The organism is Anaeromassilibacillus sp. An250 (assembly GCF_002159845.1).
Classification (GTDB): Bacteria; Bacillota; Clostridia; order Oscillospirales; family Acutalibacteraceae; genus Anaeromassilibacillus; species Anaeromassilibacillus stercoravium.
In genome coordinates this window covers 19866-44224 of sequence record NZ_NFJK01000010.1, presented here as the reverse complement: position 1 = coordinate 44224, position 24359 = coordinate 19866, and the positions used below count along the sequence as shown (strand labels likewise).

Sequence of the window (24359 nt, the reverse complement as noted above, 5' to 3'; positions counted from 1 at the left end):
CTGCCCCTATCTTCGTATACAATTTGGATTGTTTATGTAAATTGATACATATAGTATATTTTGTAACAGATACTTCCGTGTGTTGCTGGCCATCTTTGATAGGCTTTCAAGCAACGTCTTCCCACCGTTCATCCGCTTTTTGGCCTTACTTATGTTATCAAATATTTCCTATTTGTAGTTTTTATTTCTGATTAACAGAACGTAATGCATTTGCATTGCGCACAGTATGGAGTCGATATGAAATTTCTTTGCAACACCTTAAACCGCTTAAAAGAATTTCAAACATTGGACAATGCCGTCCAAACCGGGCAGCTTCCCGCCGCGGTCAACGGCTTATCCGGCGTGCACAAGGCGGCCTTTATCTACACGCTCTGCGCCAACCAGCATCGCAAGGCGTTCATCCTTGCCGGGGACGAGAGCGAAGGGCAGCGCCTTTGCGACGACCTCTCCGCCATGGGGATGCACCCGCTGGTTGTCCCCATGCGTGATTTCACCTTCCGCGACGCGGAGGGCGCTTCCCATGAATACGAACATCAGCGCCTACAGGCCCTAGCGCGCATCCTGAACGGCGAGTGCGACGCGGTGATCGCCTGCCTGGACGCGGCCCTGCAATATACGATCCCGCCGGAGGAGCTGCGCAAGCGCACCATCACGATCTCCGCCGGGCAGAGCATCCCCATGGAAGAGGTGGTCTCCGCCCTGGTCGCCTGCGGCTATGAGCGCGCCGCGCAGATCGACGGCACCGGGCAATTCTCCCAGCGCGGCGGCATCCTGGACATCTTCACGCCGGACGCCGCCAATCCCGTGCGCTTGGAATACTGGGGCGACGAGATCGATACACTCTCCCTGTTTGACTTGGAGACGCAGCGCCGCACGGAATCCATCGAGAAGCTGACCCTTGCGCCCGCTGTGGAGGCGTTGGTCGACGACCCGCAGGTGCTCGCCAAAAAGATCGAAAAACTGGCCTCCTCGCTGCGCGGAAAGGCTGCGCCCAAGGCCAAGGAGATTTTGCGCGCACAGGCGGAAAAGCTGGAACAGGGCGTCCATCTCGGCTGTGCGGACAAATTCTTCCCCCTACTGTATGGGCGCATCGCCACGCTGTTCGACTACCGGACGGACGACATGCTCCTGTTTGTCAGCGAGGGGACCAAGGTCAAGGACCGCGCCCGCAGCACCGCCTTCCAATGGGGCGAGGACCTCAAGGATTATTTGGAGGAGGGCGTCCTCTGCCGTGGGCTGGACACCTACAGCGCCGATTGGACCTACGCGGTGGGGCAATTTTCGCACGATACGGTCTATCTGGATACCTTTGCGCGCGGCAGTTACGACACGCCCATCCGCACGCTCATCGGCGTAACCGCGCGCCAGCTCTCTGTGTGGGGCGGCAGCACGCAGCTCCTGGAAGAGGACCTGCGGAACATGCTCCACAACAAGTGGTCCTGCGTGGTATTGGCCGGAAACGAACGGAGCGCGCGCACCGTTGCGGCGGACCTGCAAGCCGCCGGCCTGCCTGCGGACTACCTGGAAAACCCGCAGACCATCCAGCGCGGCACGGTCGTCGTGACCGCCGGCGCGCTCTCCGCCGGCATGGAATTCCCCGGCGCCTTTTTCGGGCTGATTACCCATGGCCGCCTGCTCACCACCAAACAGCGCAAGCCCAAGCGCGCCAAAAACAGCCAGGAGATCTACAGCATCGCGGAATTGCAGCCGGGCGACTATATTGTACACGCTTCGCACGGCATCGGTGTGTTCGAGGGAATCCATAAAATCGACATGCACGGGGTTGTCAAGGATTACATCAAGCTCAAATACGCCAAGGGCGATACGCTCTATGTCCCGGTCACCCAGCTAGACATGGTCTCCAAATACATCGGGCCGCGCGAAGACGCCAACATCAAGCTGAACCGGCTGGGCGGCACCGAGTGGCAAAAGACCAAGGCCCGCGTGCGCACCGCCGTGAAGGACATGGCGAAGGAGCTCATCAAGCTCTACGCCGACCGGATGCAGGCCAAGGGGCACGCTTTTTCCGAGGACAACGAATGGCAGCGCGACTTTGAATCCCATTTCGAATTCGACGAGACGGAGGATCAGCTCCGCTGCATCGATGAGATCAAAAACGATATGGAGCGGGAGGCGCCCATGGACAGGCTGCTCTGCGGCGACGTGGGCTTCGGCAAGACGGAAGTCGCCCTGCGCGCCGCCTTCAAATGCGTGTGCGACTCCAAGCAGTGCGCGCTGCTGGTGCCCACCACGATCCTGGCCTGGCAGCACTACCAGACGGTGACGCGCCGCATGGAGGGCTTCCCGGTCCGCGTGGAGTTGCTCTCCCGCTTCCGCACGCCGAAGCAGCAGGAAGAAATTCTCCGCAAGCTCAAGCGCGGGGAAATCGACATGATCGTGGGCACCCACCGCCTGGTCAGCAAAGACGTGAAATTCAAGGACCTCGGCCTGGTCATCATCGACGAGGAGCAGCGGTTCGGTGTGGCACAAAAGGAAAAACTGAAGTCCCTCTGCAACAATGTGGACGTATTGACTCTCTCCGCAACGCCCATCCCCCGCACCTTAAATATGGCGTTGTCCGGCATTCGCGATATGAGCGTGATCGAGGAGGCGCCGCACGACCGCCATCCGGTGCAGACCTATGTGCTGGAACACGACAACGCGGTCATCAACGAGGCCATCCGCCGGGAACTGCGGCGCGGCGGCCAGGTCTACTACCTGCACAACGACGTGGCGTCCATCGAGCGCACCGCCGCGCGCATCCAGGCGCAGATTCCGGAGGCGCGCGTCGGGTTCGGCCACGGCAAGATGGCGGAGCACGAGCTCTCCGAGGTCTGGCGGAAGCTCCTGGAGCACGAAATCGATGTGCTGGTATGCACCACCATCATCGAAACCGGTGTGGACGTGCCGAACGCCAACACGCTCATCATCGAGAACGCGGACCGCATGGGCCTCTCGCAGCTGCACCAGCTCCGCGGGCGCGTGGGCCGTTCCGCACGGCGCGCCTATGCCTATTTGACGTTCACGCCGAACAAGGTGCTCTCCGAGATCTCCCAGAAGCGGCTGTCCGCAATCCGGGAATTCACCGAATTCGGGTCCGGGTTTAAGATTGCGATGCGCGACCTCGAGATCCGAGGCGCAGGGAACATTCTGGGCGGCGAACAGCACGGCCATATGGAGACCGTGGGCTACGACATGTACCTGCGCCTGCTCAGCGAGGCGATCCGCCGCGAGAAGGGCGAAGAGGTGCAGGAATACGGCCAGGAATGCCTGGTGGATATGCAGATTCAGGCGCACATCCCGGACAAATACATCGAGAACCTCAGCCAGCGTCTGGAAATTTACCGCCGCATTGCAGACATCCGTACCCGCGAGGACGCGCTGGACGTGACCGACGAACTGATCGACCGCTTCGGCGAGCCGCCGGAGAGCGTCAACGGGCTGATCGAAGTCGCGCTGCTGCGCAACCTGGCCTCCGGCCTGGGCATCAGCGAGGTCAAACAGCGCGACGACTGCCTGCTGCTGTATAAGCCGGGCTTCAGCCTGAAGAACCCAGCGGACATGGCGCAGATGGCGGCGCTGACCTCCACCCTCAAAAAGCGCGTGACGCTCAACGCAAGCGGGAAACCGTACATCAGCGTGAAGATCCTCCCCCCGATGACCCCGCTGGACGTGCTGGGCGAAACGCTGAACTTGATGGAGGACGCACGGAAAAGCGTAAAGAAATAAATCTTTTTAGAAATGGCAGCTCCCGGAGCAGGGCGTCGGATGTGCGCCTGTTCCGGGAGTTTTCTTTCCCATTTAAAATATTGTTTGATTTATAATCAATAAAATCGTCTCGTCAAATCCTCTAAATTACACCAAACTATTTCTAATTTATAAACTTACCATTTTTATTGACATATTTTTAATAAAACGTTATTATTATAATAAAAGAAATCTGTTAAAGATTTTCGAGAGGTGTGATTAGTCCAATGGAAATGTATAGAAAACATAAAGAAAATTTACTAATAATTTTGAGTAAAGGAGAATAAAAATGAAAAAGCTTATTTCTTTCATTTTGTCTTTGACAATGATTTGTTGTGTTATTTCTGTTCCGGCTTCGGCAGTCAGTACAAAAGCTCCTTTAACGAATTATGACAGTGACACAATTGCCGCAGAAAGTGCAGGGCCATGGTTTGGGGATGTTTCAGAAGACTTTTCGATCTATGTCCCTTCTGGAGAAGAAAAACAATTTCAGGCTAGAGTAAGTGCGGTATTAATGGCTGCAATTGGTCCTTTTATTCCCTACCCTGCGATTCAGTCTGTTTGTGCTGTAGGGGCTACGATTCTTTCTTCTGTAGAAGATGATCAAAGTTCCGCACATACTTATTATGTCACGATTCAAAAACGATATCGGGAAATTGAGGTTGGAGGTGCATTTTCCCACTATGAAACGATGGTCATAACTACCTTCTACAGCGACCCTGGTAGAACCGATTATTTAACAAGCGACACACAGATTTTTGAGGGTCAAATGATGATGAAGGCCAATGAAGAAATTTGAAAACATTGGTAATATTTTAAGATACTTCGCCTCTGCTCTTCTATTAATTTCAATTTGTTTTAATTTTCCCCGTCCGATCCGTCTTACTTTTGGCCTTGTTGCCACTGGAATTATTTGTGTAACTGGGATCCTTCAGTATCTCCTGTTATGGCGGGAAGAGCGAACGGCCATAAACAAATGGAAACTCTTATTATTTACGGGATTTTCTTTGATCTGTCTCTGTTTGGTAATCGGTTCCTATTTTTGGTTGACATGACAGGCCCTTGGCTTACATATGGAGCTTACATAGTAAGCAGGAGATAAAAGTTCTAAATATTTTCCCAAATAAGTGCATCAACTGTCGACTAAAAAAGTTTCCGCCTTGGATTTCCCGCTGAACCTAATGGAGGACGCGCGGAAAAGCGTGAAGAAATAAATCTTTCTAGAAATTGCAACTCCCGGAGCAGGGCGTCGGATGTGCGCCTGTTCCGGGAGTTTTCTTTCCCATTTAAAATATTGTTTGATTTATAATCAATAAAATCGTCTCGTCAAATCCTCTAAATTACACCAAACTATTTCTAATTTATAAACTTACCATTTTTATTGACATATTTTTAATAAAACGTTATTATTATAATAAAAGAAATCTGTTAAAGATTTTCGAGAGGTGTGATTAGTCCAATGGAAATGTATAGAAAACATAAAGAAAATTTACTAATAATTTTGAGTAAAGGAGAATAAAAATGAAAAACAACAAAAAGTTTTTCTGCACTCTTATGGTTTTAATATTGGCTCTAACAACATATAGCCCAACTTTTTCATTTGCTTTTCCGAAAGAAAATAATGTCTCGGAAAAAGTTATCACCCAAGCAAATGATGTTTCCATAGGTGCCACTGGAACAGCATCAATTGCCGATAGTATGATCTATGGCCCTTGGTTTGGAAACGGAGAAGAAGTATGGACTACGAGTGTACAAGAATGGGCAGATTTTGTATCCAGAGTATCTGCTGTGGTCCAAAGAGTTGTTCCTGATCCTACTGCAAAGTTAATAGCAAAATCTCTTTATGGTGCAGCAGAAGTGGTCATTGCGACAGGTTTTGAAATTGATTATACATATGGCACTGTATACAAATCGTATAGAGAAGTAAAGTACTCTGACGGAAGTTTTGCCTATTTCCAATCCAAATATGTGGTTGTTGCAACAGTAGTTGATACAAGCGGGCGGGAAGAAGATCTCCCTGCTGTCACCCATTATTACGAAGGATCATATCCCATGCGCATAGTTGATGAAGTTGCCTTTTAACTTCCGTTAGAGGAGTTTATAGAATGGCTCTTAGACGGCTTATCTGGTTAATTGTTAGCGTGATTCTAATCCTTACCCCGGTCCAGCTTCAACAAAACATTCCGATTCCGTTGGCAATCCTATGCGTAAGCGTTGGCTGCTTCATCGGGTCTTATCCGGACATTGTGGTATGTATGCGGGTATGGAAAAAAGAAGGTCTAAGCCTAAAAAGGAATCGCGCCATAATCGAAACCATCATTTATGAAGTAATATGGACGGCTATTCTCGTTTTCGATTTTGTTTTTCATTGGTTCGGCAGAGAAAGAATTCTGATTCCAACCCTTTTGGGGATCTTCCTTGCTGCATATTTTATTTACACGCGCCCTTTCTCTGCAGAAGATATGGCAGGCAAAAACCCTTTTGTATCCGTCCGTATCCTAAAACGTGAGGGGCCGCTAGATTTAACAGAGACTCCCCGTTCCTCTGAGGCTTCTACCGCAAACGTAATCTGCATTTTTACTCAGGCTCCGTCTGAACTGCAAAGCGTCGCCCAATTTTTGAATCAATATCCTGTAAACCGCAAGAGACAATTGGGTATAAGCTCCCATACGAATTCTGTGGAGGATTCCTGCGAGGGCAACGAGGGCATCCTTTTGGAAATTCATCTCTATTACAAGGATTCGAATGGGTCATTAGATGCAGTAACCTACTGTATCAATTCTCAAGGCGATATGCATGCTGACGGTTTTCCCTGCGGAATCGGGCGGTTTGGGCAACGAAATCAAGCGTTTTATGAGGCGCTATTGCGTCTGTTTGCCGAGAAATCCCATTCGCCCCTTTGGGAAGTTTCCTCCTAACGGCCTTCCTCCCGGCATCTGCCGCGTGTCCTATGAACAATCTACTCCGTTGGCCGTGAGAATTCCACGGTAGTTGAAAATCGGATAAAGGACGCACGGAAAAGCGTAAAGAAATAAATCTTTTTAGAAATGGCAGCTCCCGGAGCAAGGTGTCGGATGTGCGCCTGTTCCGGGAGTTTTGTTTGCTAGCCAACCAATTAAAAGCTCATATATGTTTCTTATAAACATTTATGGATTCTATTGACATGCCTTTGCCCGGTATTATATGATGACTATATAAAATCTTTATTGAGATTTTCGAAAGGGAACGATTGGCTCAATGGAAATATATTGAACTATCGTAGGGGGTTATTTATCGAATCGACAAGGAAAAAAGGGGGCGCCGCCTTATGTATAAATCTAAATTTCTATTAAAGCATGGCGCAACCGCATCCATCCAGCAATGGGTTTCTGACCATTTCTTGCTTCTGGCCGTCCTGATTTGCATGCTCATCGCTGTTGTTTACAAACAACCGGGCTCCTTTTCGAATCACGCCGGGATTTGGGAATGCCGCCAGATTCAAAGCATTTGGGGCGGCGTCTACGATGTGGGCGAAGAGGTGGATGACGACCTCGTCCTTCTCGCGCAGAGGCAACTCGATGGGAGAAGCGAAACCTTTCCAGGAAACTGTAAAGACTTTTTTCAGATTGTCAATGCCTATACCTATTCCCGCTCTTTTCAACAGTGGAAGCGGTCAAAGCCCAGACAGCTTCACTATCTGATCATAAGCGTCAGCACACCGGAAAAACTCATCACGCTCATTTTATATGAGGACGGAGACCTGCGGTGGGGAAATACGCGCTACAATGTTGGCCTATGCAATTTCCAAGGGAAGGGGCTCTATCAAAAGCTCTCTGCATGGATTGGCGGAGAGGGCAACGGAACCATTTCGCCGTAACGTTCCTTCTCGCCGGTCGTGCGGGAAGAAATATGGGGCGAACGGAACAGCGCGCGGAAAAGCGTAAAGAAATAAATCTTTTTAGAGATTGCAACTCCCGGAGCAGGGCGTGGAATAGGTGCCTGTTCCGGGAGTTTTCTTTCTCATTTAAACTATTATTTGATTGATAATCCATAAAATCATCTCGTCAAATCCTCTAAATTACACACAACTATTTCTAATTTGCAAATCTACCATTTTTATTGACATATTTTTAATAAAATGTTATTATTGCAATAGAATAAATCTGTTAAAGATTTTCGAGAGGTGTGATTAGTCCAATGGAAATGTACAGAAAATATAAAGAAAATTTACTAATAATTTTGAGTAAAGGAGAATAAAAATGAAAAAGCTTATTTCTTTCATTTTGTCTTTGGCAATGATTTGTTGTGTTATTTCTGTTCCAGCTTCGGCAGTAGAGTCTCCTTCAAAAAGCCTCTATGATATTCGCATTGAGAACTTAGTCGAACGGTCAGGTACTGAATTTACATTTTCCAAAACACAAATACTTCCTGAAAGCAGAAATACCATAGGAGTATCAAATTATAGGACTGATCTGAAAAAACTTATATTTAATAGCGATGAAAATGCAGATAAATTTGAAAATGCACTTCGTTCATCTGGTACTAATACTGAAGAAACTATGGACGATAGTCTACTTGTAACTCTTACGACTACAATATACTACTCAATTTCCCCTTCTAATGTGGACGATCGAGAATTGATTCATCTTACAAAAGTAACTGGCAGTTACACTTCACCATATGCGGCAGGAGATTATATGGGGAATGGAGTATATTGTGTAGGAAGTGAAGTTAGACTAGGACAGATTGGATTTAGACTAAGTGGTGGAAGTATCACCAATCAAGTCAAAAACTATGATATGGGAACGAAACGAAGTTGGAGCATTACCCCTCCTTCAAATTGGGAAAGTATTGTTGTAGGAGATCAAGAAGCGGTTGGATGCCGTTATCAGGTTATTTTATCCAGAGGCAGTAGTGAATGGATAGCCGAATTGAGCAATAATCATTAATGTCACATTCATGATGCTATGATGCAAAAAAATTCTAATCCAACAATTATTTTTCAAAAAATCATTCTGTTATTTGTACTCGCAATTATAATTATAACAACACCTTTTATTATCGGATTTTTGGACAAGCAACGTTCCCTTACTTATGAGCCCCAATGGTTTGTTATAAAGTGGGGCTTCGTATTCGTCACGGAAATTGCCTTTGGATTTATCCTGTGCCTCTTGGCGACTCCCTGCGAAGGACGCTTGCACCGGTTTTCCTTCGGTTTTCTCTTGTTGTTTGTCGGTTTGATTGGGCTTACCTCGGCTTTTTACTGGGGAATGTTCTATCCAGTATTGGCTCCCGAAAGCGGGACCATCACATTGCTGCATGTCCTATCCGGTGTAGCCCTTTTCAACGTATTTTTCAGGAAACGGGGGATTCCTCTTGAGGACGGATCCATCTCAAAAGTATGAAAATCTCCATCGTTCCTGGCGGCCGGATATTTCCACATCGGTATTGCTGTTGATTCTCATTGCCATTGAAACGATCCCACATATTTTTTCAATGATCCGTTCTATCTGGGAAGTGGGCCTTCTTAACTCCTTTTTCGGTCGCTGGTGAACGGTATGCACAATCCATGCAATATCTGTGCGCAAACAAATTCCCCGTAGGAAGGCGGCAGTTGGGCTGCATCGCCTTGATCCATGTAGCCCGTTCAACGGATGCCCGTTTGTTTACCTCCTATGCCATACTGGAAAGGCAGGGAATTCCCTTGAAGCTTGCAGAACTGCGAAATCCCAAATGCAAAAAGATTTTGCTTATTTCCCTTCTCTGTTTCTTCTTGGCCGTCTACTTTTTCTACACGCGCCCCCTCGCCGTGGACGGCCTAACCGGGGGAAATTCCCTTATATCCGCAAGTATTCTGAAATACGAAATCTCGTTTCAGCCGGGGGACGTGCCCCCAAAAACTACTACAACCAGTATCTTTACCAAATCCCCCTCCGAATTGGAGGATCTCGCATCGTTTTTGGACGGGTACCCGGTCAACCGGAAGGTAAATTGGAAAAGCTGGATTGGCATCACCGACAATGGCAATTTTGTTGAAAATAGCGGCATCGTTTTTCTGGACATCTATCTCAGTTACGAGAAACCGGACGGCACCCTGGATTCCGTGTCCTACGGCATCAATTCCCAAGGGAAAATGAATTTGGAGGGGGCCCCCTGTGGAATCGGGCGGTTTGGGCAACGAAATCAAGCGTTTTATGAAGCGCTATTGCGTCTGTTTGCCGAGAAATCCCATTCGCCCCTTTGGGAAGTTTCCTCCTAACGGTCTCTCCCGGCATCCACGGCCGTATCCTGTGGAAAATTTGATCCCGTTGTCCTTTTAGGAGAGAGGATAAAAAATGACTCCAAAAGAAATCCGCTTCCCCGTGCAACGCTTGCGAAACCCCATTCCCCGGCCTTTGATCTGGATTGGCATTCTCTTGGCAATTCTCCTCTGTTTCGCCCTGTTCTTTCATCCAGCCTCTCTGGGGAATGTTGTGCGGGACTTCAGCTCTACAGAAAAGATCCATATTGTAAATTACTATACCGTAGCAACGTCGCATCTGCCGCCCCAAAAGGAGGGGGAGCTCTCTTTTTCCTACACGGATACAGAAAAACAGGAAGCTTTTCTGGAGATTCTGGACCGCTATGTCCTATTTAAAAGCCCGAATCAGACATATGGCGGTATCGGGGAAGAAGTCTACCGCCTCGCGATCGATCTGACGGACGCGCACGAACCATCGGGCATCCTGGCCATCACCGTCCACAGCACGGGGGACTTCACCATGAACGGCACCCAGTATGACGTCGGGTTTGGGGGCATGCACGGCCAGCAGCTTTATCAGGACTTGGCCGCTTTTCTGGAAGAATTCGCTTAATTTGCATGGGCAAACGCCTTGCAAACCGAGGACGGTATGGAACTGCTTTTTCCAAGCATAAAGAAGGGACTGTTGCAGAATCATCTGCAACAGCCCCTTCGTATTTGCCTGTTCAAATTTAGCCTGCAATCTCCGCAAGATTGTTGACCGCTGTCTGCCAAAGCTCCAGGAACTCCTCGTACTTCGTCTGGCCTTCGGAGAGCTTATCGCTGACAACCGTCAGATCCCCGCCGTCGCCGAGGTTGTTTGCCATCTCACGGAATGCCGCTGTGCCTTCCAAAGCTTTATCCACGGCTGTGTTGAATTCTTCCTGCACCGCCTGGTACTTCTCCGGCGCTTCCACGGCCTTCAGCGCGTTGAAATCCTCTTCCAGGGTGTCAATCGCATTGAGCATCGCCGTCTGGGAGTCAGCGTCCCCCGGCTGGATGCCCGCCAACGCCGTATTAAAATCGGTCTGGGACAGCGTGATGTCATTCATGATCGCTGTGACGTCCTCTTCCCATTGTTTCTCCTCCTGGTTCCCGCCGCAGCCGACCAGCGCGGCAATCATCAGAAGAACGATCGCAAGGACGCCTACCTTTTTGAATGTTTTTGTCATATTCATAAGATTCTTTCCTCCAATATCATGCAAAAGTATGGAATGTTTTATTATTTTATCATCTTTGGCGTATAAAGTCCACCCTTTTTGAACGATTCGTTAGAACAAAAAAGGACCCTCTTCATGGAACATCTCCAAATTCCGTGAAGGGGGACCCACCGATACAATCAAATGGTCTTTGCCTTCCGCCCCTCATACCGGTCGATCACCGCCATGAGCACCACCGCAAGGACCACCGTCAGGATCGTCTGCGGGATCATATAGAGCGCATTGTAGGTCAATGAATACTGCCAGACCGCCCAGCCTTCGGGCGTATACTCCGTCCATACGGTCACGCCGGAGAGGAAGCTGCACAGCAGGCGGATCAGGCACACCGCACAGGTTCCCACCGCCACGCTGACGCTGCGGTTCCGGAACGGCTTCCCAAAGACCGATGCCGCTCCAACGACGGTGAAGGCAATCACATAATCCAACAAAATCACCACGGCAAATGCACCGAATGTCTTGGCGGGCGGCGCGTCAAACCGCATGAGCATCTGCAACAGGCTGTGGGTGAACGCCGCGCCAATCCCCCATTTCGGGCCCTGATGGAACGAAAGCAGCACCAGCGGGACCATCCCACAGGTGACGGTGCCGCCAAACGGCATCTGCCAGAGCTTGAAGAAATCGAGCACGACCGAAAGGGCGATCATCAGCGCGCTCTCCACCAAGATCACCGTTGTGTTGTTCTTTTTCATAAACATTCCCTCCTGTGTGCGGGCGATCCCGCCGGCCTGTGTCCGCCCCTGAGCGCAGGTCTGCTGGAATCGAAACGCACAAAAATACCCCGCGGGCAACCGCGGGGCACAAACCATAATCTTCCTACGCTGGCATTATCCAGATCAGGTACGGTTGAAACGCGTCGATTCGCGTTCTCTCAGCCGGGAACACCCATCACCCCTTATTCATTTTTATTTATCATATCTGCTTCCAGATGATCTGTCAAGGAACGGCCCTTTTTGCCATAAGGCCGCTTTCCAAAAAAGTGCCGGAAATCCCGCGCAGGGCCATCCCTTTTCCCTCTCTAAAGATAAATCCACCCCGAATCTTGTATGGATTTTTCTATCCAAATCCATCTGTCTTTTTCTGTTTTATTCTCCGGTTCGGTATGCTATAATAACAGAAAAGACTTGTAAATATTTCCACGGATGGTTGGAAAACGGCAAAACCCGTCGGAAAACGCGCCACAGGGGGTGTGGGAATGAAGGTCGTGGACCTGCGCAACATCTTTGCCAATTGCAACGATCAGCTCATCGAAATCAGCGACAACCGGATCTACTATGCCGAAGAAAAAAACGAGGAGGGCCACAACAGCCTTTTCCTTTTGGAATACAACCGGATCACCAGGCGGGAGCGCATCCTGGCCAACTATATCCTGGACAGGCCCGCCTTTGTGCCGCATTTTTTCAGTTTTTCCGATGTGATCCTGCTGCTCCTGGAGGACGGCAGCAGCCATGTGGAGCTTCTGGCCATTGACAAAATCACCGGCGAAGAGCGCCACGCGGTGGTGCTGAGCCTGGTGGGGAATTTTTCCGAGTGCGCCGCGCTGGATGAGAGCCGCATCATCCTCTTTACCGAAGAGGACGATTCACACGCGGAGCTCTTTTCGGAATACCGCCGCCTGACCGGGTTTGCGCGCGTGGCCCTGCTGTTCGATCTGGAAGAAGAAGCCTATTATTACCTGCGGGACCCGCGCATCTGCAACGCCGCTGCCCGCGACCTCGTTACATACAACCTGGACGGCGACCAACAGCTTCTGGTGCTTCAGCCGCACGGCGATGAGACCGAAAAATGGAACTGCTACCGCAACCGGCGCTGGCTCGGCGACCATGTCAACGACAACGTCTGGCTGTGCCCGCTGTTTGATTTTATCGTCTCCGCCAAGGCGGGGGAAAAGCGCGTCCCGCTGGAATTGATCCTGAGCGCAGGCACGGCTGGGCTGGTCCGCTACGCGGGTATGAATGCGGAATCCATCTATTTCCGTGCGAAACATTTTCCCTCCAACGACCAGCGCCTCTGCGCCGTCGATAAGCGCACCGGGAAGCGGCAGATTGTGGCGCAGCTCAACCTCCGCCCGGACGAGCAGGAGGGGTATTTCTGCATCGACACGGAGGACGGCCGCGCCTACAAAATCGTGGACCGCGGCGATTATCTGGAGGCCGTGGGCGTGCTGAATTCCAGCCTCCACGCGCGGTACAGCAAGGAGCTGGGCGACTTCATCACCTGCGTGGAGGACCGCTTCATCATCGCCAAATACATCCTCGCCGACGAGAAGGATTCCTTTGAATTCCATTCCATCTTCGACTGCCTCACCGGGGAGCAGCAGAGCTATGAATGCGCCTGCGCGGTGGAGGGCGGCACGGTGGTCCTGTATTGACACTTACGCTTCATTGAAGCGTCCACATAGCCCAACAGATGCGGTTGCCCCTGCTGCGCGCGGGGAAGCGGCGCCAGCTACCATTCGACAGCAGCGCCATTGAACGAAATCCGAAGAAGCAAAACTGTTTCCGTCCTGCTCCCAGGATTGCCCATCTTATGTACCCGCCGGAAACACACAGATAAAGCCAAACAAATTGCCGCCGTACAGGAGCTTGTCCTGCACGGCGGCTTCTTTTTCTCAATCAGAGCTTCACCTTGTCGGGGTCGCTGAAATAAATGTCGTACCAGATCAGGAACACGTAGATCGTCCAGATCTTGCGGTTGTTGTCGCACTTGCCCTGGAAATGCTCGTCCAGGAGCTTGACCAGCGCATCCGTATGGAAGAACTGCTTTGCCGTCTCGCCGGTAAATACCGCCTTGACAATGTCGTAATACTTCTGCTCCCGCAGCCACACGCGCGTGGGCACCGGGAAGCCCAGCTTCTTCTTCTGGGCCGTGGCGGGCGGCAGATGGCGCATGGCCGCTTTGCGCATCGCATACTTGGTGTTTTCCGGGTTGACGCGCAGGCGGCGCGGCAGCCGGGAGGCTACTTTGAACACCTCTTTGTCCAGGAACGGCACGCGCAGCTCCAACGAGTTGGCCATGCTCATGCGGTCGGCCTTGAGCAGGATGTCCCCGGCCAGCCAGACGTTGATGTCCAGATACTGCATCTTGGTCACGTCGTCCTTGCCCTGGACGCGGTCGTAGAAGGGGCGCGTCAGTTCCTGCGGGCGGGTACAGGGCATCCCCTCCCGCAGCAGCTTGCGCTTCTCCTCCATGGTGAACATGCTGCAATTGCCGATGAAGCTTTCCTCGATCGGCTGTGCGCCGCGGATCAGGAAACTCTTGCCGCGGAAGCGGAACGGCAGCGCCTTGGCGATCGCCGCAAACGCCTTGCGCAGGAACAGCGGCAGCTTTTTATAGCCCGCCAGGTCGTCCGGCTCGTGGTAGATATTGTAGCCGCCGAAGAGCTCGTCCGCGCCCTCGCCGGAAAGGACCACCTTGACATACTCGCTCGCAATCTTGGAGACAAAATATAGCGCAATGCAGGAGGCGTCCGCGAGGGGCTGGTCCATATGGTACTGCACCTTGCGGATGCTGTCCCAATATTCCTCCGTGGAGATCACTTTGTAATGGTGCTCCAAGCCGACCTCTTTGCTCAACCCCTTGGCCCAGTCGATCTCGTTGTACTTTTCCCCGTAGTCAAACCCGACGGTAAAGGTCTTTTGCCCCTTAAAATAGGTGGACACATAGCTGGAATCCACGCCGCTGGACAGGAAACAGCCGACCTCCACATCGCTGATCTTGTGCGCCGCGACGGATTCCTCAAACACTTTCTCGATCGCGTCCACGGCCTGTTCCTCGGTCATGCTTTCGTCCGCGTCAAATTTCGGCTCCCAATAGCGCGTGGTCGTGACCTTGCCGTCCTTATACCAGAGGTAATGGGCGGGCATCAGGCAGAACACGTTTTCAAAGAAGGTTTCCGGGGGCGGGGCGTATTCAAACGAAATGTAGTTGTCCAGCGCATGGCGGTTGAACTTCTTCTGGAAGCCCGGGAATTCCAAAATGCTCTTGATCTCGGACCCATAGACGAACGAATCGCCCACCTGTGTATAGTGGAGCGGTTTAATGCCGAAATAGTCGCGCGCCAGGAAAAGGCTGTTGTCCACCGTGTTCCAGATGGCAAAGCCAAACATCCCGCGCAGGCGGTTCAAAAGGCCCTCTTTCCACTCCTCAAAGCCGTGCACCAACACCTCAGAATCCGTATTGGTATAAAATTTATGGCCCTTTTCCAGCAATTCCTTGCGCAGGTCCTGATAATTGTAGATCTCCCCGTTGAAGGTCAGCACAAGGGTGCGGTCCTCATTATAGATGGGCTGGTCGCCCGTGTTCCCCACGTCGATGATGGACAGGCGGCGGAACCCCATTGTCACGCCGTCCCCGGCAAATACGCCGGAGCTGTCCGGGCCGCGGTGGGTGATGACGTCCGTCATCCGCTTGATTACCTCGTCGCGGTCGAGCACTTCGCCCGTAAAACCACAGATTCCACACATGGTTGGCACCTCACTTATTCAAAAGCGCCGTGCATCCGGCGCCGGAATTTCAATCCTCTTCTTTGTATGCGTCGAGAAGCTTCTGCGCGAGCACCGGGTCCACCGGCGCAAAGCCCTTCTGCTCCGGGTGGACCTCTTCCACAATCTCCAGCGAACGGCGGTAAGCGTCCATCCGGGTGGTTTTCAGCACCGGCTCCGCGCTCCCCTGGAAAAAGAACACAAACCCGATGCGGTTCTTTTCCTCCTCCGCAAAGGAAAAATACCCTTCCCGTGGCTTTTTTCCATCCTTTTTCTCCACCACAGCAGAAAGGGCCCATTTCACCAGCTCGACCGCGCGGTCGTCCAGGCCGGCTTCAAAGATCAAAATCTTCTCCTTGAGCTCCGCCAGGGAGGAAACCACGCGCTTTTGCACGTAACCGATCTGCGGGAATGCGCGGTCCACATCGACCGCATCCAGTTCCTCTTTCCCTCCGTTTGGAACCAGATAGACCATCAATTTACGCCCCTTGTCGTGGTACAGGCAGGGATAAGCCATCTGTGCGACATAGCCGCAGGCGGGGCACGTCCAATTAAACAGGGTCTCCTGAAGCACCTGTTCCCGCAGGTTTGGGTTCACCTCGGCGTTGATGCCCGGCCACATCCGTGTTTCCACCGCCTCCCCGCACCGCGGGCAGCTCACCGGCCGGCTGATCTCGGTTGACATGCATCGTTCACTCCCTAGTTTCTCAAATCATCCCGGGCTGTATCCAGCCTTTTGGAAAGAATGTCGTTTAAAAATTAGTATAACACAATCCCTTGCAAGGTACAACGTTTCAAGCCCGGAAAGGAAAATTCCGTCCAACCGGATACAAATTTTTCACTGTTCTTTTTGCCTATTTTGCGGTATAATAAGGTTAATTCAAAAAGAGCGCTTGGAGCGCATCAGAAAAGGCGTCATGCCAAATATCGCCGCATCAGCGGGACCGGAGGGAAAACGATGGGTATTTTCAGTGTAATTGGCAATGAAGTAACAAAAGCCGTCGACTATGTCGTAGAGAAAAACCGCAAAGCCGCCATGATCAACCGGCTCCGGATCGTCATCAAAAACGAGCGGGAAAACACCGCGCGCGCCTATGTTGCGCTTGGAAAATATTATATGGAGCACCTGCGCAATCCGGAGGACGCACAGGCGGAGCAGCTCTGCAAGGCTGTAGAGGAAAGCGAAGCGCGTATGCGCAAGGCGTTCAACAAATTGGACGAGATCGCCTCCCCGGTGGAAGAGGAAGACCAGTGCGCGGGCTGCAACGACGATTGCGACGTATGCCCGTATTATGAAGACCTGGATGCGGCGCAGCGGGAAGAGCTCGCCCACTGCGCCGGCCATGCGGATGAAGCCGACGACGATATTCCAGCGGCGCCCTTTGTCAATGAGGCGCACGATGCGGCCGCAGCGGAAGAGGAACGCCAGGAGGCCGAAAAGCACGCAGAGTTGGAGGATGCGCCCGCCCCTGCATCCGACGTAACCGCAGGCAAGCCGGACATCTTTGGCGAAGCGGCGGAGGACGACGCGGAATAATGAGCAAGAAGAAAGTTCTTTTGGGCATGAGCGGCGGCGTGGACAGTTCGGTCGCCGCTCTTTTGCTGTTAAAAGCCGGCTACGACGTGACGGGCATGACCATGCGCCTGCGGCCGGACGCCTACATGCAGCAGAGCGCCTCCGGCGGCTGCTGTTCCCTGGACGACATCGACGACGCGCGCCGGGTGTGTTACCAATTGGGCATCGAGCATTTGGTCTTGAATTTCACCGAGCAATTCGAGCGCGACGTCATCCAATATTTTGCCGGGCAGTACGCGGCGGGCCGCACGCCGAATCCCTGCATTGCATGCAACCGGCACTTGAAATTCGACGCGATGCTGCAAAAGGCGCGGCTGCTGGGGTATGATTACATCGCCACCGGGCACTACGCGGTGATCGAGCAAAACAGCGCCGGGCGCTGGCTGCTGAAAAAGGCCCCGGCCAGCAAGGACCAGAGCTATGTGCTCTATTCCCTGACACAGGACCAGCTCGCGCATACGCTGATGCCCCTGGGCGCATACACCAAACCGGAGGCCCGCCGCATGGCGGAGGAAGCCGGGCTCCGCGTGGCGCACAAGCCGGACAGCCAGGAAATCTGCTTTGTTGAGGACAACGACTACGCCGGTTTTTTGGAGCGCTATACGGGGAAAAAAGCCTCGGAGGGCGATTTTGTGGATGCGGAAGGCCATGTTTTGGGCCGCCACCGGGGAATCACGCACTACACCATCGGCCAGCGCAAGGGGCTGGGCGTCTCCTTCGGCAGGCCCATGTATGTGACAAAAATCGACGCTGTCTTGAACCGCGTCACCCTTGGGGAAGAGGGCAGCCAATATGCGTCGTCCCTGCTGGCGGACGACCTGAACTTCATCCCCTTTGATACATTGGACAAGCCCTTACAGGTACACGCAAAGGTCCGCTACCAGGCGCGCCCCGCCGAGGCAGTCTTAACCCCGGTGGAACACGGCCGCGTGCGGGTGGACTTCGCAGAGGCGCAGCGTTCCATCACGCCGGGGCAGGCTGTCGTCTTCTACGACGGGGACCTGGTCGTCGGCGGAGGGACGATTGTCTGAATCCAGGAAGAAAACAGACCTATAAAAGGAACCAAGCCGGCCCGTAGGCATATTGCCTTGGACCGGCTTGGTTCCTTTTACCTTTAGGCGATCTCAAAAAGAAAGTTCTTTTATCATCCTTCTTTTCTTTCCAAGGTGTCCTCCCCTGTTTCCTGCCTCTCCAAAGAAGCGCGGACCGCTTCCACGACAAACATGGAAAAATTGCAATTCCGGCCCCGGATGGCCGTTTCCACCCCTTGGATCACATCGTTGGGAAACCGGATGGATTTTGACGTCGTCGATGGTTTGGAAGGAATCTGAAACGCCTTCATGACAAATACCTCCTTTTGACAGGGGGAGTCCTTTCCGGTATGCTCCCAGATGGGCAGTCCCGTCTTCCCCATGACCTATCCTACCGCATCCCAACAAAGATTGCCTTACCAAAAAGATGTTTCTGCCTGACAACGGGCAAAAAATTTGCCGGGAACCATTTGCATGGCCCCCGGCGCGATTCTTATGATGAAATTATGCGGCTTCCGAAGAGGTTTCCTCGCCGGAGCCATCCGTGCCCTCCTGCGAAGAGGTCTCGTCCGTGGACGCGGCAACCGAGGACGTCTCCTGTACAAACATATCCGGCTGGTAGGAGTCGATCGCACTCTGGTTGACCGTCGCATTATAGCTGTCCGCTGCGTCGTCGATCTTTGCTTGGAATTCTTCCTGCTTCATGGTTTGCAGGATGCTGGTGCGGCTCGTCTCGTCGCTGATGCGCTCGTCCGCCGTCGCATTGATGTCGTCCTTGACCAGCAGGACCTTGTACAGCCCCTGCACATCGATGACGCTCGCCTTGCCGTTTTCCAGCGTGTCCAACTCCGTGCCGAACTCCAACGGATAGGAAGCCGTCTCGCCGCTGAAATCCGCCGCATCGGTGTAAACCTGCACCGTGTCGTCGCCGGAAGAAGCCTTATAGGCGTCGGCCGCATCCTGGATGGTCATAGAACCGTCGTTGATCTGGGAGGCATACCCCTTAAATTCCGTATCCAGCTGGGAAAGCTCGTCGTCGCTCAGGCTTGCACCGGTGGTCATGTCGATGATCGGCGCCATAACATACGAAAACGCCTTATAATTGGTCAGATAATAGTCCTTCACATCCTCGTCAGAGACTTCTTCCGTCCCACCAGGGCCATAGGTTGCGTCAAACACCTTGGTAAACTTGGTGTAATAGTCGGCATACGCCAAGTTAAACGAAGACTTCGCCACGCCATATTCGGTCATAGCAGTAGAGATCGATCCCCAGAAGCTGTCGGTCTGGTCGGAAACCTGCTGCAGCTCATCCTCGGTGAGGCTGAGGCCCATATCCCGCATCATGTCGTCGATCACAAGGATGGACTTGGTCTGGCGCAGGGCAAAATCCTTCATCCAGGTAGCTGCATCCTGATCCTCCACGGTCTGCTCCAATACAGGCTGGGTGGCGTCCTCTACCATGTAGTACGCCTGCTGATAAGCGCTGTACAGGTTATAGATATAAGCGCCGATCGGAACGGTGAGGTTCTCACTCTTGACCGCCCAGCTTTTGTCCGTCCCAGAACAAGCGGTAGCGCTTACCATCATGACCAGCGACAGGACAGCCGCCAGGCACTTTTTCCATGTTTTCATGATTACACTCTCCTTAATTGCCGGCACGCAAATCTATTTTGCGCAGTTCCGACGAATCATTTTCGGCATTTTTAGCACATTAGACAATATTATACACCAGATGTTTCATTTTGTCCATCAAAAAATCGATTTTTGTTGAAATAAAAGTATTTCATGTGAGAAACATCTTGCAAAGCGCCATCGATTCCTGCCGCCATTTCTTTCATTCGCCGGATGGGACATCTCCGCGCTGTGCATAAAACACCGTTTAGTTGGACTGGCTGCGTGCCTGCGCCTTTGCGAAAAAGCGCTCCTTTTCCACGCTGACGCGCTCGTGGGTGCCGCGCGCAATCACGCCCGCATTGTCCCTGGCTTCCAGCGTAAAGCGGTACATACGCCCGTCCACTTCGGTCAATGTTGCGGTCGCCTCCACCTTCACGCCCGTCACGGTGGGGCAAAGGTGCTCGATGGTGATTTGGCTTCCCACGGTGGTCCAGCCATCCTGGAGTTCCTTCTGCGCCAGCTCTGCGGCCGCGCCCTCTAAAAATGCAGCTACCATCGGCGTAGCCAAAACCTCCACACTGCCGCTTCCCACGGCGGTTGCCAGCATCTCCGGCTTCACTACATATTCCTTTGTCAAAGTCTTATCCATTGTATTTGCCTCCTATTCCTGTTATAATTCTGATGAGTTTGCCGTCTTATTATAGCAGACATTCCCTTCGGAAGGAAGTTCTTCCGTTTCCCATTTTCACAAAGGAGCGACGAATATGGAACAAACGGAGCGTGCAACGAAGCGCATTCATCTGATGGACGAGCTGCGCGGCTTTGCCGTGTTCTGCATGGTATTCTATCATGCCTTCTATACGCTCGCCTATCTATTTAACTTGGAGTTTGGCAAAGCCCTGCTCAACTTTTTCATGCCCGCAGAACCCTGGTTTGCCGGCCTCTTTATTTTGATCGCCGGCATCTCCTCCAACCTCTCGCATTCCAACCTGCTGCGCGGCCTCAAACTGGCGGGGATTGCGGCGGTGGTCACATTGGTCACGTGGCTGGTGGTCCCGGCGGAGTGCATTCTATTTGGCATCTTGCATTTCCTCGCAATCTGCATGATTTTATTCGGGCTGATCCAGCCGCATTTGCGCAGGAAACGCCCGTTCACCTGGATTCCCACCATCCTTTGCGCGCTTCTCTACCTATGTACCCGGCAGGTGGGCAGCCGTCTGCTCGGCATCGGCCCCATCTGCATCCCGCTCCCCGATGTGCTCTATGCCACGGATTGGCTCGCGCCCCTGGGCCTTCACAGCCCCAACTTTTTCTCCGCAGACTATTTCCCGCTTTTGCCGTGGATTTTCGTCTTTTTTGCCGGAACAAGCATCGGCCGCCTCGCGGTCGAGGGGCGTTTCCCCGCTTTTGCCTACCGCTCCCGCGTGCCCTTTCTCTCCTGGCTGGGCCGCCACGCGCTGGTGATCTACGTGGTGCATCAGCCGGTGATCTACGGCATTTCCTGGCTGGTCACCATGATCCTGTCCAGCGTCTCTTAAAAACCATTCATACGCTGCCCTGTGCGAACCGCACGGGGCAGTTATTTTTTGTCCGGCCCGTCTTCCTCCTTCTTTCCCTTGGAAAACAGTTCCCGTATGCCCAGGATCAGCACAAATACGGCAAATCCCTTGCTGACCCATACAGGATGCAGGGCATTTGCAAGCCATACGCCCAAGAACGCGCCCACCACGCCAAACGGCGCGCATTTCAGGGCGAATTTGTAGTCGATCAGACGGTGCTTCATGTGGATGTAGATCGAGACCGCGGCAAGGGGCAAGAAAAAGATCAGGTTGATGCCGCCCGCCTGCATCTGCTCCATCCCGAGGAACAAGGTCAGATAGAGCACGAGGATCCCGCCGCCGCCCAGCCCAAGCGCGCTGACAAACCCCGCGACCAGGCTTGCGATCCCCGCGACCAGCCACCCGCTCATCGCAGGAGCAGCCGCACGGCTGCATAAATCATGAAGGCCCCGAACGCCTTGCGCAGGAGCTTATCCGGGATCTTCTCCATTAGCAGCGCGCCCAGGATCGCACCAAGGAGCCCGCCTGGTAAATATGGCCATGCATCGGAAAACCGGATGGTCCCGTTGGCCAGGTACAGGATCGCGCTGACGATGGAAACCGGCAGGATGACCGCCAGGGAGGTCGCGTGCGCCTTCTTGAGCGGGATGCCCGACGCCTTGAGCAGCGGCACGGCGGCAATCCCTCCCCCCGCGCCAAACAGTCCGTTCAGCATACCGCAGAGCGTGCCGATTAGCGCCGGGGTAAATTTCTTCAGGCCGCGCAATTTTTCCATCTTCCTGCCTCCCTCTGCCTAAAATCTCCTGTTAGCATTGGAAGGTTGGTATCGTTTTATACCGGCATTTGTTATACAAATCGTATTATTATTTGTTATTTATACAAATCATTCATCCTATCTTGCCCCACCGGGGGCATTATGCTATGATGAAATGGAAAAGAGGGGATGCAATATGTTTCAGCAGGATTGGATTTTACGTCAGATTGAAATGATCGGCGTGATTTTGGCGCGTCTCCTGTTTGGGAAGGACAAGCCGGATTATGAAATCGTGGAAAAGGAAAAGCTTTCGGATTCGGACCAGCTCTACATCGAATTGATCCGCATGTTGGACGAGGGCAAGGTCAACGAGGCGGAAAACCGGCTCTATGAGGAGCTGGACCCCGCGCGCTTACCGATGCTGGAGCTGGCTCTGGCCTTTTACTCCCGCTTGAACCAGTTTGACGACGCCTATTTGGAAGCACACAACTATTCCCGGCAGGAGATCGAAGAGGGCCTGCACGCCGTGACAAAGCTCTTCGGGATTCAGATGGAATAAAGCCGTTCCACGGCCGAGGAAGCTTGCAAGCAAAAGAACGTCCCATTCTCAGTGTCCGCGTAGGCATCCCTAGCCAACCGGATACCTCATTTTTTCGGGAGGGAAACCGATGAAAAGCATTTTACTGGCAGGGCGCGACTGCCCTCTGTTCGTACCGGAAGGGAAAATCCCGCCGGGCGGCTTTTCCCTGATGCTCTCCAACGACGGCGACATGCCCGCCGCGGACTTTGAAGCCATCTTCGCCCATATAAAACAGCAAAACTGCGTGTTCCTGGCCGTCCCTCCCATGGACCGCGACCGGGAATATACGCCTTGGCCAGCGCCTGCGCTCTCGCAAAAAGCGCCCGCCTTTTCCGGGGAGGGCGGGGCCTATCTGCAATTTTTGACAAAAACGCTCCTGCCGGAAGCGCGCAAGGCCCTGCCCGTCACAGCGGACCCTGCCCGCACAACGCTGGTGGGCTACTCGCTCGGCGGCCTTCACGCCCTTTGGAGCGCCACGCAGTGCGGGGCGTTTGGGCAGATCGGCTGTCTCTCCGGTTCCCTCTGGTACGACGGCGCGGCTGAATACTTCCGGTCGCATCCGTTAAACCCGGCCGTCCGGCGGGTCTACCTCTCCCTTGGCACGGCGGAGGAAAAGGCCCGGAACCCGCGCATGGCCCGCGTGGGGGATTGCACCCGCGAAATCCTCCAGCTTTTGAAAGGCCATGGCGTTTCCTGCACCCTGGAGTGGAATCCCGGCGGCCATTTCCGGGAGATTCCGGAGCGCTTCCTGCGGGCAATCGACTGGCTTTGCGGTCAAAGCTTTTAAACCGCAGCGGGACGTTTGGTGCAATTTCAGGCAAATGCCGTCTGGTGGGCGCATGAGAACCGCCCTGTACAGTGGTATGGTTCCCAGACGGTTGTATTTTTTGGGGATTCCATTTCGGGGGCTTTACACAACAAAAGCAGCGGAGAAAGGCCGAAAACCATTCTCCGCTGCTTTTTCTTTAATACAGGTTCGTCCCTCCGCAGGACGGCGGGCACTTATTGCACAGTAATCCTACAGGCACACTCCTGTGCGCCGCGCAGGATCGTGCCGCACAGAGTCACTTCAAAGCGCTTTTCCGGCCAGAGCGTCCGCAAAACGTATAGAACGCTTTGCCTGGAGCACTCGCACAGCCGCGGCGACCGCACATATCCCTCTGTAACAAGCGGGCAAGAGCATTGCGCAAAGGCAAGGAGGTAGACCGTATCCGGTTCCACTACTTCGCCCCGCAAGCCAGGGGTGTCGTTGACCGCCTCAAAAAAGCGGTCGAGGTTGCCTTCCGCCGTCCGGTAGAGCGACTGATAAAACTCCAAAGTGCCCTGCTGTACGCAATTTTTCCCACATTCGTGAAACAGCGCTTCCTGTTGGGATGTTCCCAACGCGGCGACACCCTGTTCGAATCCCTGAAACCAATAGCGGATCTTGTCATCCATACAATTCCCTCCATGTTCCTCTCGCCTTTTGGCGCTGTCTTCCCACCGTATGATAACATAAATCTTGCACGGGCGCTATATCGAATGGGCGCATTGCAGGC

General features: G+C 52.9%; 25 protein-coding genes. 15 read left to right on the top strand and 10 right to left on the bottom strand.

Features of this window, described 5'->3' with window-relative positions:
- Positions 1–237: 237 nt before the first annotated feature.
- The 9 genes from mfd to B5F54_RS10155 all read left to right on the top strand — a co-directional run bounded on the left by mfd (position 238) and on the right by B5F54_RS10155 (position 10580).
- The gene (mfd, locus tag B5F54_RS10190; protein WP_087233924.1) at positions 238–3729 is read left to right on the top strand and encodes a transcription-repair coupling factor; all 3492 of its coding nucleotides are present in this window, start codon (positions 238–240) and stop codon (positions 3727–3729) included.
- A gap of 307 nt (positions 3730–4036) precedes the next feature.
- Positions 4037–4546: a hypothetical protein gene (locus B5F54_RS10185; RefSeq protein ID WP_087233922.1), complete on the top strand. Its 510-nt coding sequence runs from the start codon at positions 4037–4039 to the stop codon at positions 4544–4546.
- 722 nt (positions 4547–5268) lie between these two features.
- Positions 5269–5829 (top strand): hypothetical protein, encoded by a 561-nt coding sequence (locus B5F54_RS10180; protein WP_087233920.1) that lies wholly within the window; start codon positions 5269–5271, stop codon positions 5827–5829.
- Positions 5830–5852: 23 nt separating this feature from the next.
- On the top strand, positions 5853–6665 hold the full coding sequence (locus B5F54_RS10175) for a hypothetical protein (RefSeq protein WP_087233918.1): 813 nt from the start codon (positions 5853–5855) through the stop codon (positions 6663–6665).
- A gap of 389 nt (positions 6666–7054) precedes the next feature.
- Positions 7055–7603, top strand: a complete 549-nt coding sequence (locus B5F54_RS10170) for a hypothetical protein (protein WP_087233916.1) — start codon at positions 7055–7057, stop codon at positions 7601–7603.
- 382 nt (positions 7604–7985) lie between these two features.
- Positions 7986–8675, top strand: a complete 690-nt coding sequence (locus B5F54_RS17320) for a hypothetical protein (RefSeq protein WP_140400359.1) — start codon at positions 7986–7988, stop codon at positions 8673–8675.
- An 18-nt stretch (positions 8676–8693) separates the two neighbouring features.
- Positions 8694–9131 carry a hypothetical protein gene (locus tag B5F54_RS10165; RefSeq protein ID WP_140400358.1) on the top strand — a complete coding sequence of 146 codons (438 nt, stop codon included), beginning with the start codon at positions 8694–8696 and terminating at the stop codon, positions 9129–9131.
- 209 nt (positions 9132–9340) lie between these two features.
- The gene (locus B5F54_RS10160) at positions 9341–9985 is read left to right on the top strand and encodes a hypothetical protein (protein WP_087233911.1); all 645 of its coding nucleotides are present in this window, start codon (positions 9341–9343) and stop codon (positions 9983–9985) included.
- Between the two features lie 76 nt (positions 9986–10061).
- A complete protein-coding gene (locus B5F54_RS10155; RefSeq protein WP_087233909.1) occupies positions 10062–10580 on the top strand; it encodes a hypothetical protein in 519 nt (172 codons plus the stop codon).
- Between the two features lie 118 nt (positions 10581–10698).
- On the opposite strand, the gene B5F54_RS10150 is transcribed toward B5F54_RS10155, so the two are convergent.
- The gene (locus tag B5F54_RS10150; RefSeq protein ID WP_087233907.1) at positions 10699–11184 is read right to left on the bottom strand and encodes a hypothetical protein; all 486 of its coding nucleotides are present in this window, start codon (positions 11182–11184) and stop codon (positions 10699–10701) included.
- Positions 11185–11345: 161 nt separating this feature from the next.
- The gene (gene thiT / locus B5F54_RS10145; protein WP_087233906.1) at positions 11346–11915 is read right to left on the bottom strand and encodes an energy-coupled thiamine transporter ThiT; all 570 of its coding nucleotides are present in this window, start codon (positions 11913–11915) and stop codon (positions 11346–11348) included.
- 503 nt (positions 11916–12418) lie between these two features.
- On the opposite strand from thiT, the gene B5F54_RS10140 reads away from it, so the two are divergent.
- The gene (locus B5F54_RS10140) at positions 12419–13594 is read left to right on the top strand and encodes a hypothetical protein (protein WP_087233904.1); all 1176 of its coding nucleotides are present in this window, start codon (positions 12419–12421) and stop codon (positions 13592–13594) included.
- A 244-nt stretch (positions 13595–13838) separates the two neighbouring features.
- Here the strand turns inward: B5F54_RS10140 and asnB are convergent, their stop codons facing one another.
- Positions 13839–15689, bottom strand: a complete 1851-nt coding sequence (gene asnB, locus B5F54_RS10135) for an asparagine synthase (glutamine-hydrolyzing) (protein WP_087233902.1) — start codon at positions 15687–15689, stop codon at positions 13839–13841.
- Between the two features lie 49 nt (positions 15690–15738).
- Positions 15739–16392 (bottom strand): CpXC domain-containing protein, encoded by a 654-nt coding sequence (locus B5F54_RS10130; RefSeq protein WP_087233900.1) that lies wholly within the window; start codon positions 16390–16392, stop codon positions 15739–15741.
- Positions 16393–16665: 273 nt separating this feature from the next.
- Here B5F54_RS10130 and B5F54_RS10125 point away from each other — a divergent pair, with 273 nt between their 5' ends.
- Complete coding sequence (locus B5F54_RS10125; RefSeq protein ID WP_087233898.1) at positions 16666–17244, top strand: hypothetical protein; 579 nt, start codon at positions 16666–16668, stop codon at positions 17242–17244.
- Positions 17244–18314, top strand: a complete 1071-nt coding sequence (mnmA, locus tag B5F54_RS10120) for a tRNA 2-thiouridine(34) synthase MnmA (protein WP_087233896.1) — start codon at positions 17244–17246, stop codon at positions 18312–18314. Before B5F54_RS10125 ends, mnmA begins: the two co-directional genes overlap by 1 nt.
- Positions 18315–18427: 113 nt before the next feature.
- Here the strand turns inward: mnmA and B5F54_RS10115 are convergent, their stop codons facing one another.
- The 3 genes from B5F54_RS10115 to B5F54_RS10105 form a co-directional block, all read right to left on the bottom strand.
- Positions 18428–18625, bottom strand: coding sequence for a YlcI/YnfO family protein (locus B5F54_RS10115; protein ID WP_087234009.1), 198 nt, complete (start codon positions 18623–18625; stop codon positions 18428–18430).
- 193 nt (positions 18626–18818) lie between these two features.
- Positions 18819–19946, bottom strand: a complete 1128-nt coding sequence (locus tag B5F54_RS10110) for a hypothetical protein (RefSeq protein ID WP_087233894.1) — start codon at positions 19944–19946, stop codon at positions 18819–18821.
- Between the two features lie 247 nt (positions 19947–20193).
- Positions 20194–20577: a thioesterase family protein gene (locus tag B5F54_RS10105; protein ID WP_087233892.1), complete on the bottom strand. Its 384-nt coding sequence runs from the start codon at positions 20575–20577 to the stop codon at positions 20194–20196.
- A gap of 115 nt (positions 20578–20692) precedes the next feature.
- Between B5F54_RS10105 and B5F54_RS10100 the strand changes: the two genes are divergently transcribed.
- Complete coding sequence (locus B5F54_RS10100) at positions 20693–21466, top strand: heparan-alpha-glucosaminide N-acetyltransferase (RefSeq protein WP_087233890.1); 774 nt, start codon at positions 20693–20695, stop codon at positions 21464–21466.
- Between the two features lie 41 nt (positions 21467–21507).
- On the opposite strand, the gene B5F54_RS10095 is transcribed toward B5F54_RS10100, so the two are convergent.
- On the bottom strand, positions 21508–21897 hold the full coding sequence (locus tag B5F54_RS10095; protein WP_087233888.1) for a sulfite exporter TauE/SafE family protein: 390 nt from the start codon (positions 21895–21897) through the stop codon (positions 21508–21510).
- Positions 21894–22262 carry a sulfite exporter TauE/SafE family protein gene (locus tag B5F54_RS10090; RefSeq protein ID WP_087233886.1) on the bottom strand — a complete coding sequence of 123 codons (369 nt, stop codon included), beginning with the start codon at positions 22260–22262 and terminating at the stop codon, positions 21894–21896. The genes B5F54_RS10095 and B5F54_RS10090 overlap by 4 nt, the downstream gene beginning before the upstream one ends.
- 175 nt (positions 22263–22437) lie before the next feature.
- On the opposite strand from B5F54_RS10090, the gene B5F54_RS10085 reads away from it, so the two are divergent.
- Together B5F54_RS10085 and B5F54_RS10080 are read left to right on the top strand one after the other, a co-directional pair.
- Positions 22438–22800, top strand: coding sequence for a DUF6483 family protein (locus B5F54_RS10085; protein ID WP_087233884.1), 363 nt, complete (start codon positions 22438–22440; stop codon positions 22798–22800).
- A 109-nt stretch (positions 22801–22909) separates the two neighbouring features.
- Positions 22910–23608: an alpha/beta hydrolase gene (locus B5F54_RS10080; RefSeq protein ID WP_087233882.1), complete on the top strand. Its 699-nt coding sequence runs from the start codon at positions 22910–22912 to the stop codon at positions 23606–23608.
- Between the two features lie 215 nt (positions 23609–23823).
- On the opposite strand, the gene B5F54_RS10075 is transcribed toward B5F54_RS10080, so the two are convergent.
- A complete protein-coding gene (locus tag B5F54_RS10075; RefSeq protein ID WP_087233880.1) occupies positions 23824–24258 on the bottom strand; it encodes a hypothetical protein in 435 nt (144 codons plus the stop codon).
- Positions 24259–24359 lie beyond the last annotated feature (101 nt).

What these genes read in the sequence shown, in the direction of transcription:
- B5F54_RS10165 (WP_140400358.1), top strand. Translation starts at nt 8,694, where the DNA reads ATGATGCAAAAAAATTCTAATCCAACAATTATTTTTCAAAAAATCATT.
- B5F54_RS10150 (WP_087233907.1), bottom strand. Translation starts at nt 11,184, where the DNA reads ATGAATATGACAAAAACATTCAAAAAGGTAGGCGTCCTTGCGATCGTT.
- B5F54_RS10115 (WP_087234009.1), bottom strand. Translation starts at nt 18,625, where the DNA reads ATGAAGGCGTTTCAGATTCCTTCCAAACCATCGACGACGTCAAAATCC.
- B5F54_RS10085 (WP_087233884.1), top strand. Translation starts at nt 22,438, where the DNA reads ATGTTTCAGCAGGATTGGATTTTACGTCAGATTGAAATGATCGGCGTG.
- B5F54_RS10180 (WP_087233920.1), top strand. Translation starts at nt 5,269, where the DNA reads ATGAAAAACAACAAAAAGTTTTTCTGCACTCTTATGGTTTTAATATTG.
- B5F54_RS10100 (WP_087233890.1), top strand. Translation starts at nt 20,693, where the DNA reads ATGGAACAAACGGAGCGTGCAACGAAGCGCATTCATCTGATGGACGAG.
- thiT (WP_087233906.1), bottom strand. Translation starts at nt 11,915, where the DNA reads ATGAAAAAGAACAACACAACGGTGATCTTGGTGGAGAGCGCGCTGATG.
- mfd (WP_087233924.1), top strand. Translation starts at nt 238, where the DNA reads ATGAAATTTCTTTGCAACACCTTAAACCGCTTAAAAGAATTTCAAACA.
- B5F54_RS10185 (WP_087233922.1), top strand. Translation starts at nt 4,037, where the DNA reads ATGAAAAAGCTTATTTCTTTCATTTTGTCTTTGACAATGATTTGTTGT.
- B5F54_RS10175 (WP_087233918.1), top strand. Translation starts at nt 5,853, where the DNA reads ATGGCTCTTAGACGGCTTATCTGGTTAATTGTTAGCGTGATTCTAATC.
- mnmA (WP_087233896.1), top strand. Translation starts at nt 17,244, where the DNA reads ATGAGCAAGAAGAAAGTTCTTTTGGGCATGAGCGGCGGCGTGGACAGT.
- B5F54_RS17320 (WP_140400359.1), top strand. Translation starts at nt 7,986, where the DNA reads ATGAAAAAGCTTATTTCTTTCATTTTGTCTTTGGCAATGATTTGTTGT.
- B5F54_RS10105 (WP_087233892.1), bottom strand. Translation starts at nt 20,577, where the DNA reads ATGGATAAGACTTTGACAAAGGAATATGTAGTGAAGCCGGAGATGCTG.
- B5F54_RS10130 (WP_087233900.1), bottom strand. Translation starts at nt 16,392, where the DNA reads ATGTCAACCGAGATCAGCCGGCCGGTGAGCTGCCCGCGGTGCGGGGAG.
- B5F54_RS10095 (WP_087233888.1), bottom strand. Translation starts at nt 21,897, where the DNA reads ATGAGCGGGTGGCTGGTCGCGGGGATCGCAAGCCTGGTCGCGGGGTTT.
- B5F54_RS10075 (WP_087233880.1), bottom strand. Translation starts at nt 24,258, where the DNA reads ATGGATGACAAGATCCGCTATTGGTTTCAGGGATTCGAACAGGGTGTC.
- B5F54_RS10125 (WP_087233898.1), top strand. Translation starts at nt 16,666, where the DNA reads ATGGGTATTTTCAGTGTAATTGGCAATGAAGTAACAAAAGCCGTCGAC.
- asnB (WP_087233902.1), bottom strand. Translation starts at nt 15,689, where the DNA reads ATGTGTGGAATCTGTGGTTTTACGGGCGAAGTGCTCGACCGCGACGAG.
- B5F54_RS10080 (WP_087233882.1), top strand. Translation starts at nt 22,910, where the DNA reads ATGAAAAGCATTTTACTGGCAGGGCGCGACTGCCCTCTGTTCGTACCG.
- B5F54_RS10090 (WP_087233886.1), bottom strand. Translation starts at nt 22,262, where the DNA reads ATGGAAAAATTGCGCGGCCTGAAGAAATTTACCCCGGCGCTAATCGGC.
- B5F54_RS10110 (WP_087233894.1), bottom strand. Translation starts at nt 19,946, where the DNA reads ATGAAAACATGGAAAAAGTGCCTGGCGGCTGTCCTGTCGCTGGTCATG.
- B5F54_RS10170 (WP_087233916.1), top strand. Translation starts at nt 7,055, where the DNA reads ATGTATAAATCTAAATTTCTATTAAAGCATGGCGCAACCGCATCCATC.
- B5F54_RS10140 (WP_087233904.1), top strand. Translation starts at nt 12,419, where the DNA reads ATGAAGGTCGTGGACCTGCGCAACATCTTTGCCAATTGCAACGATCAG.
- B5F54_RS10155 (WP_087233909.1), top strand. Translation starts at nt 10,062, where the DNA reads ATGACTCCAAAAGAAATCCGCTTCCCCGTGCAACGCTTGCGAAACCCC.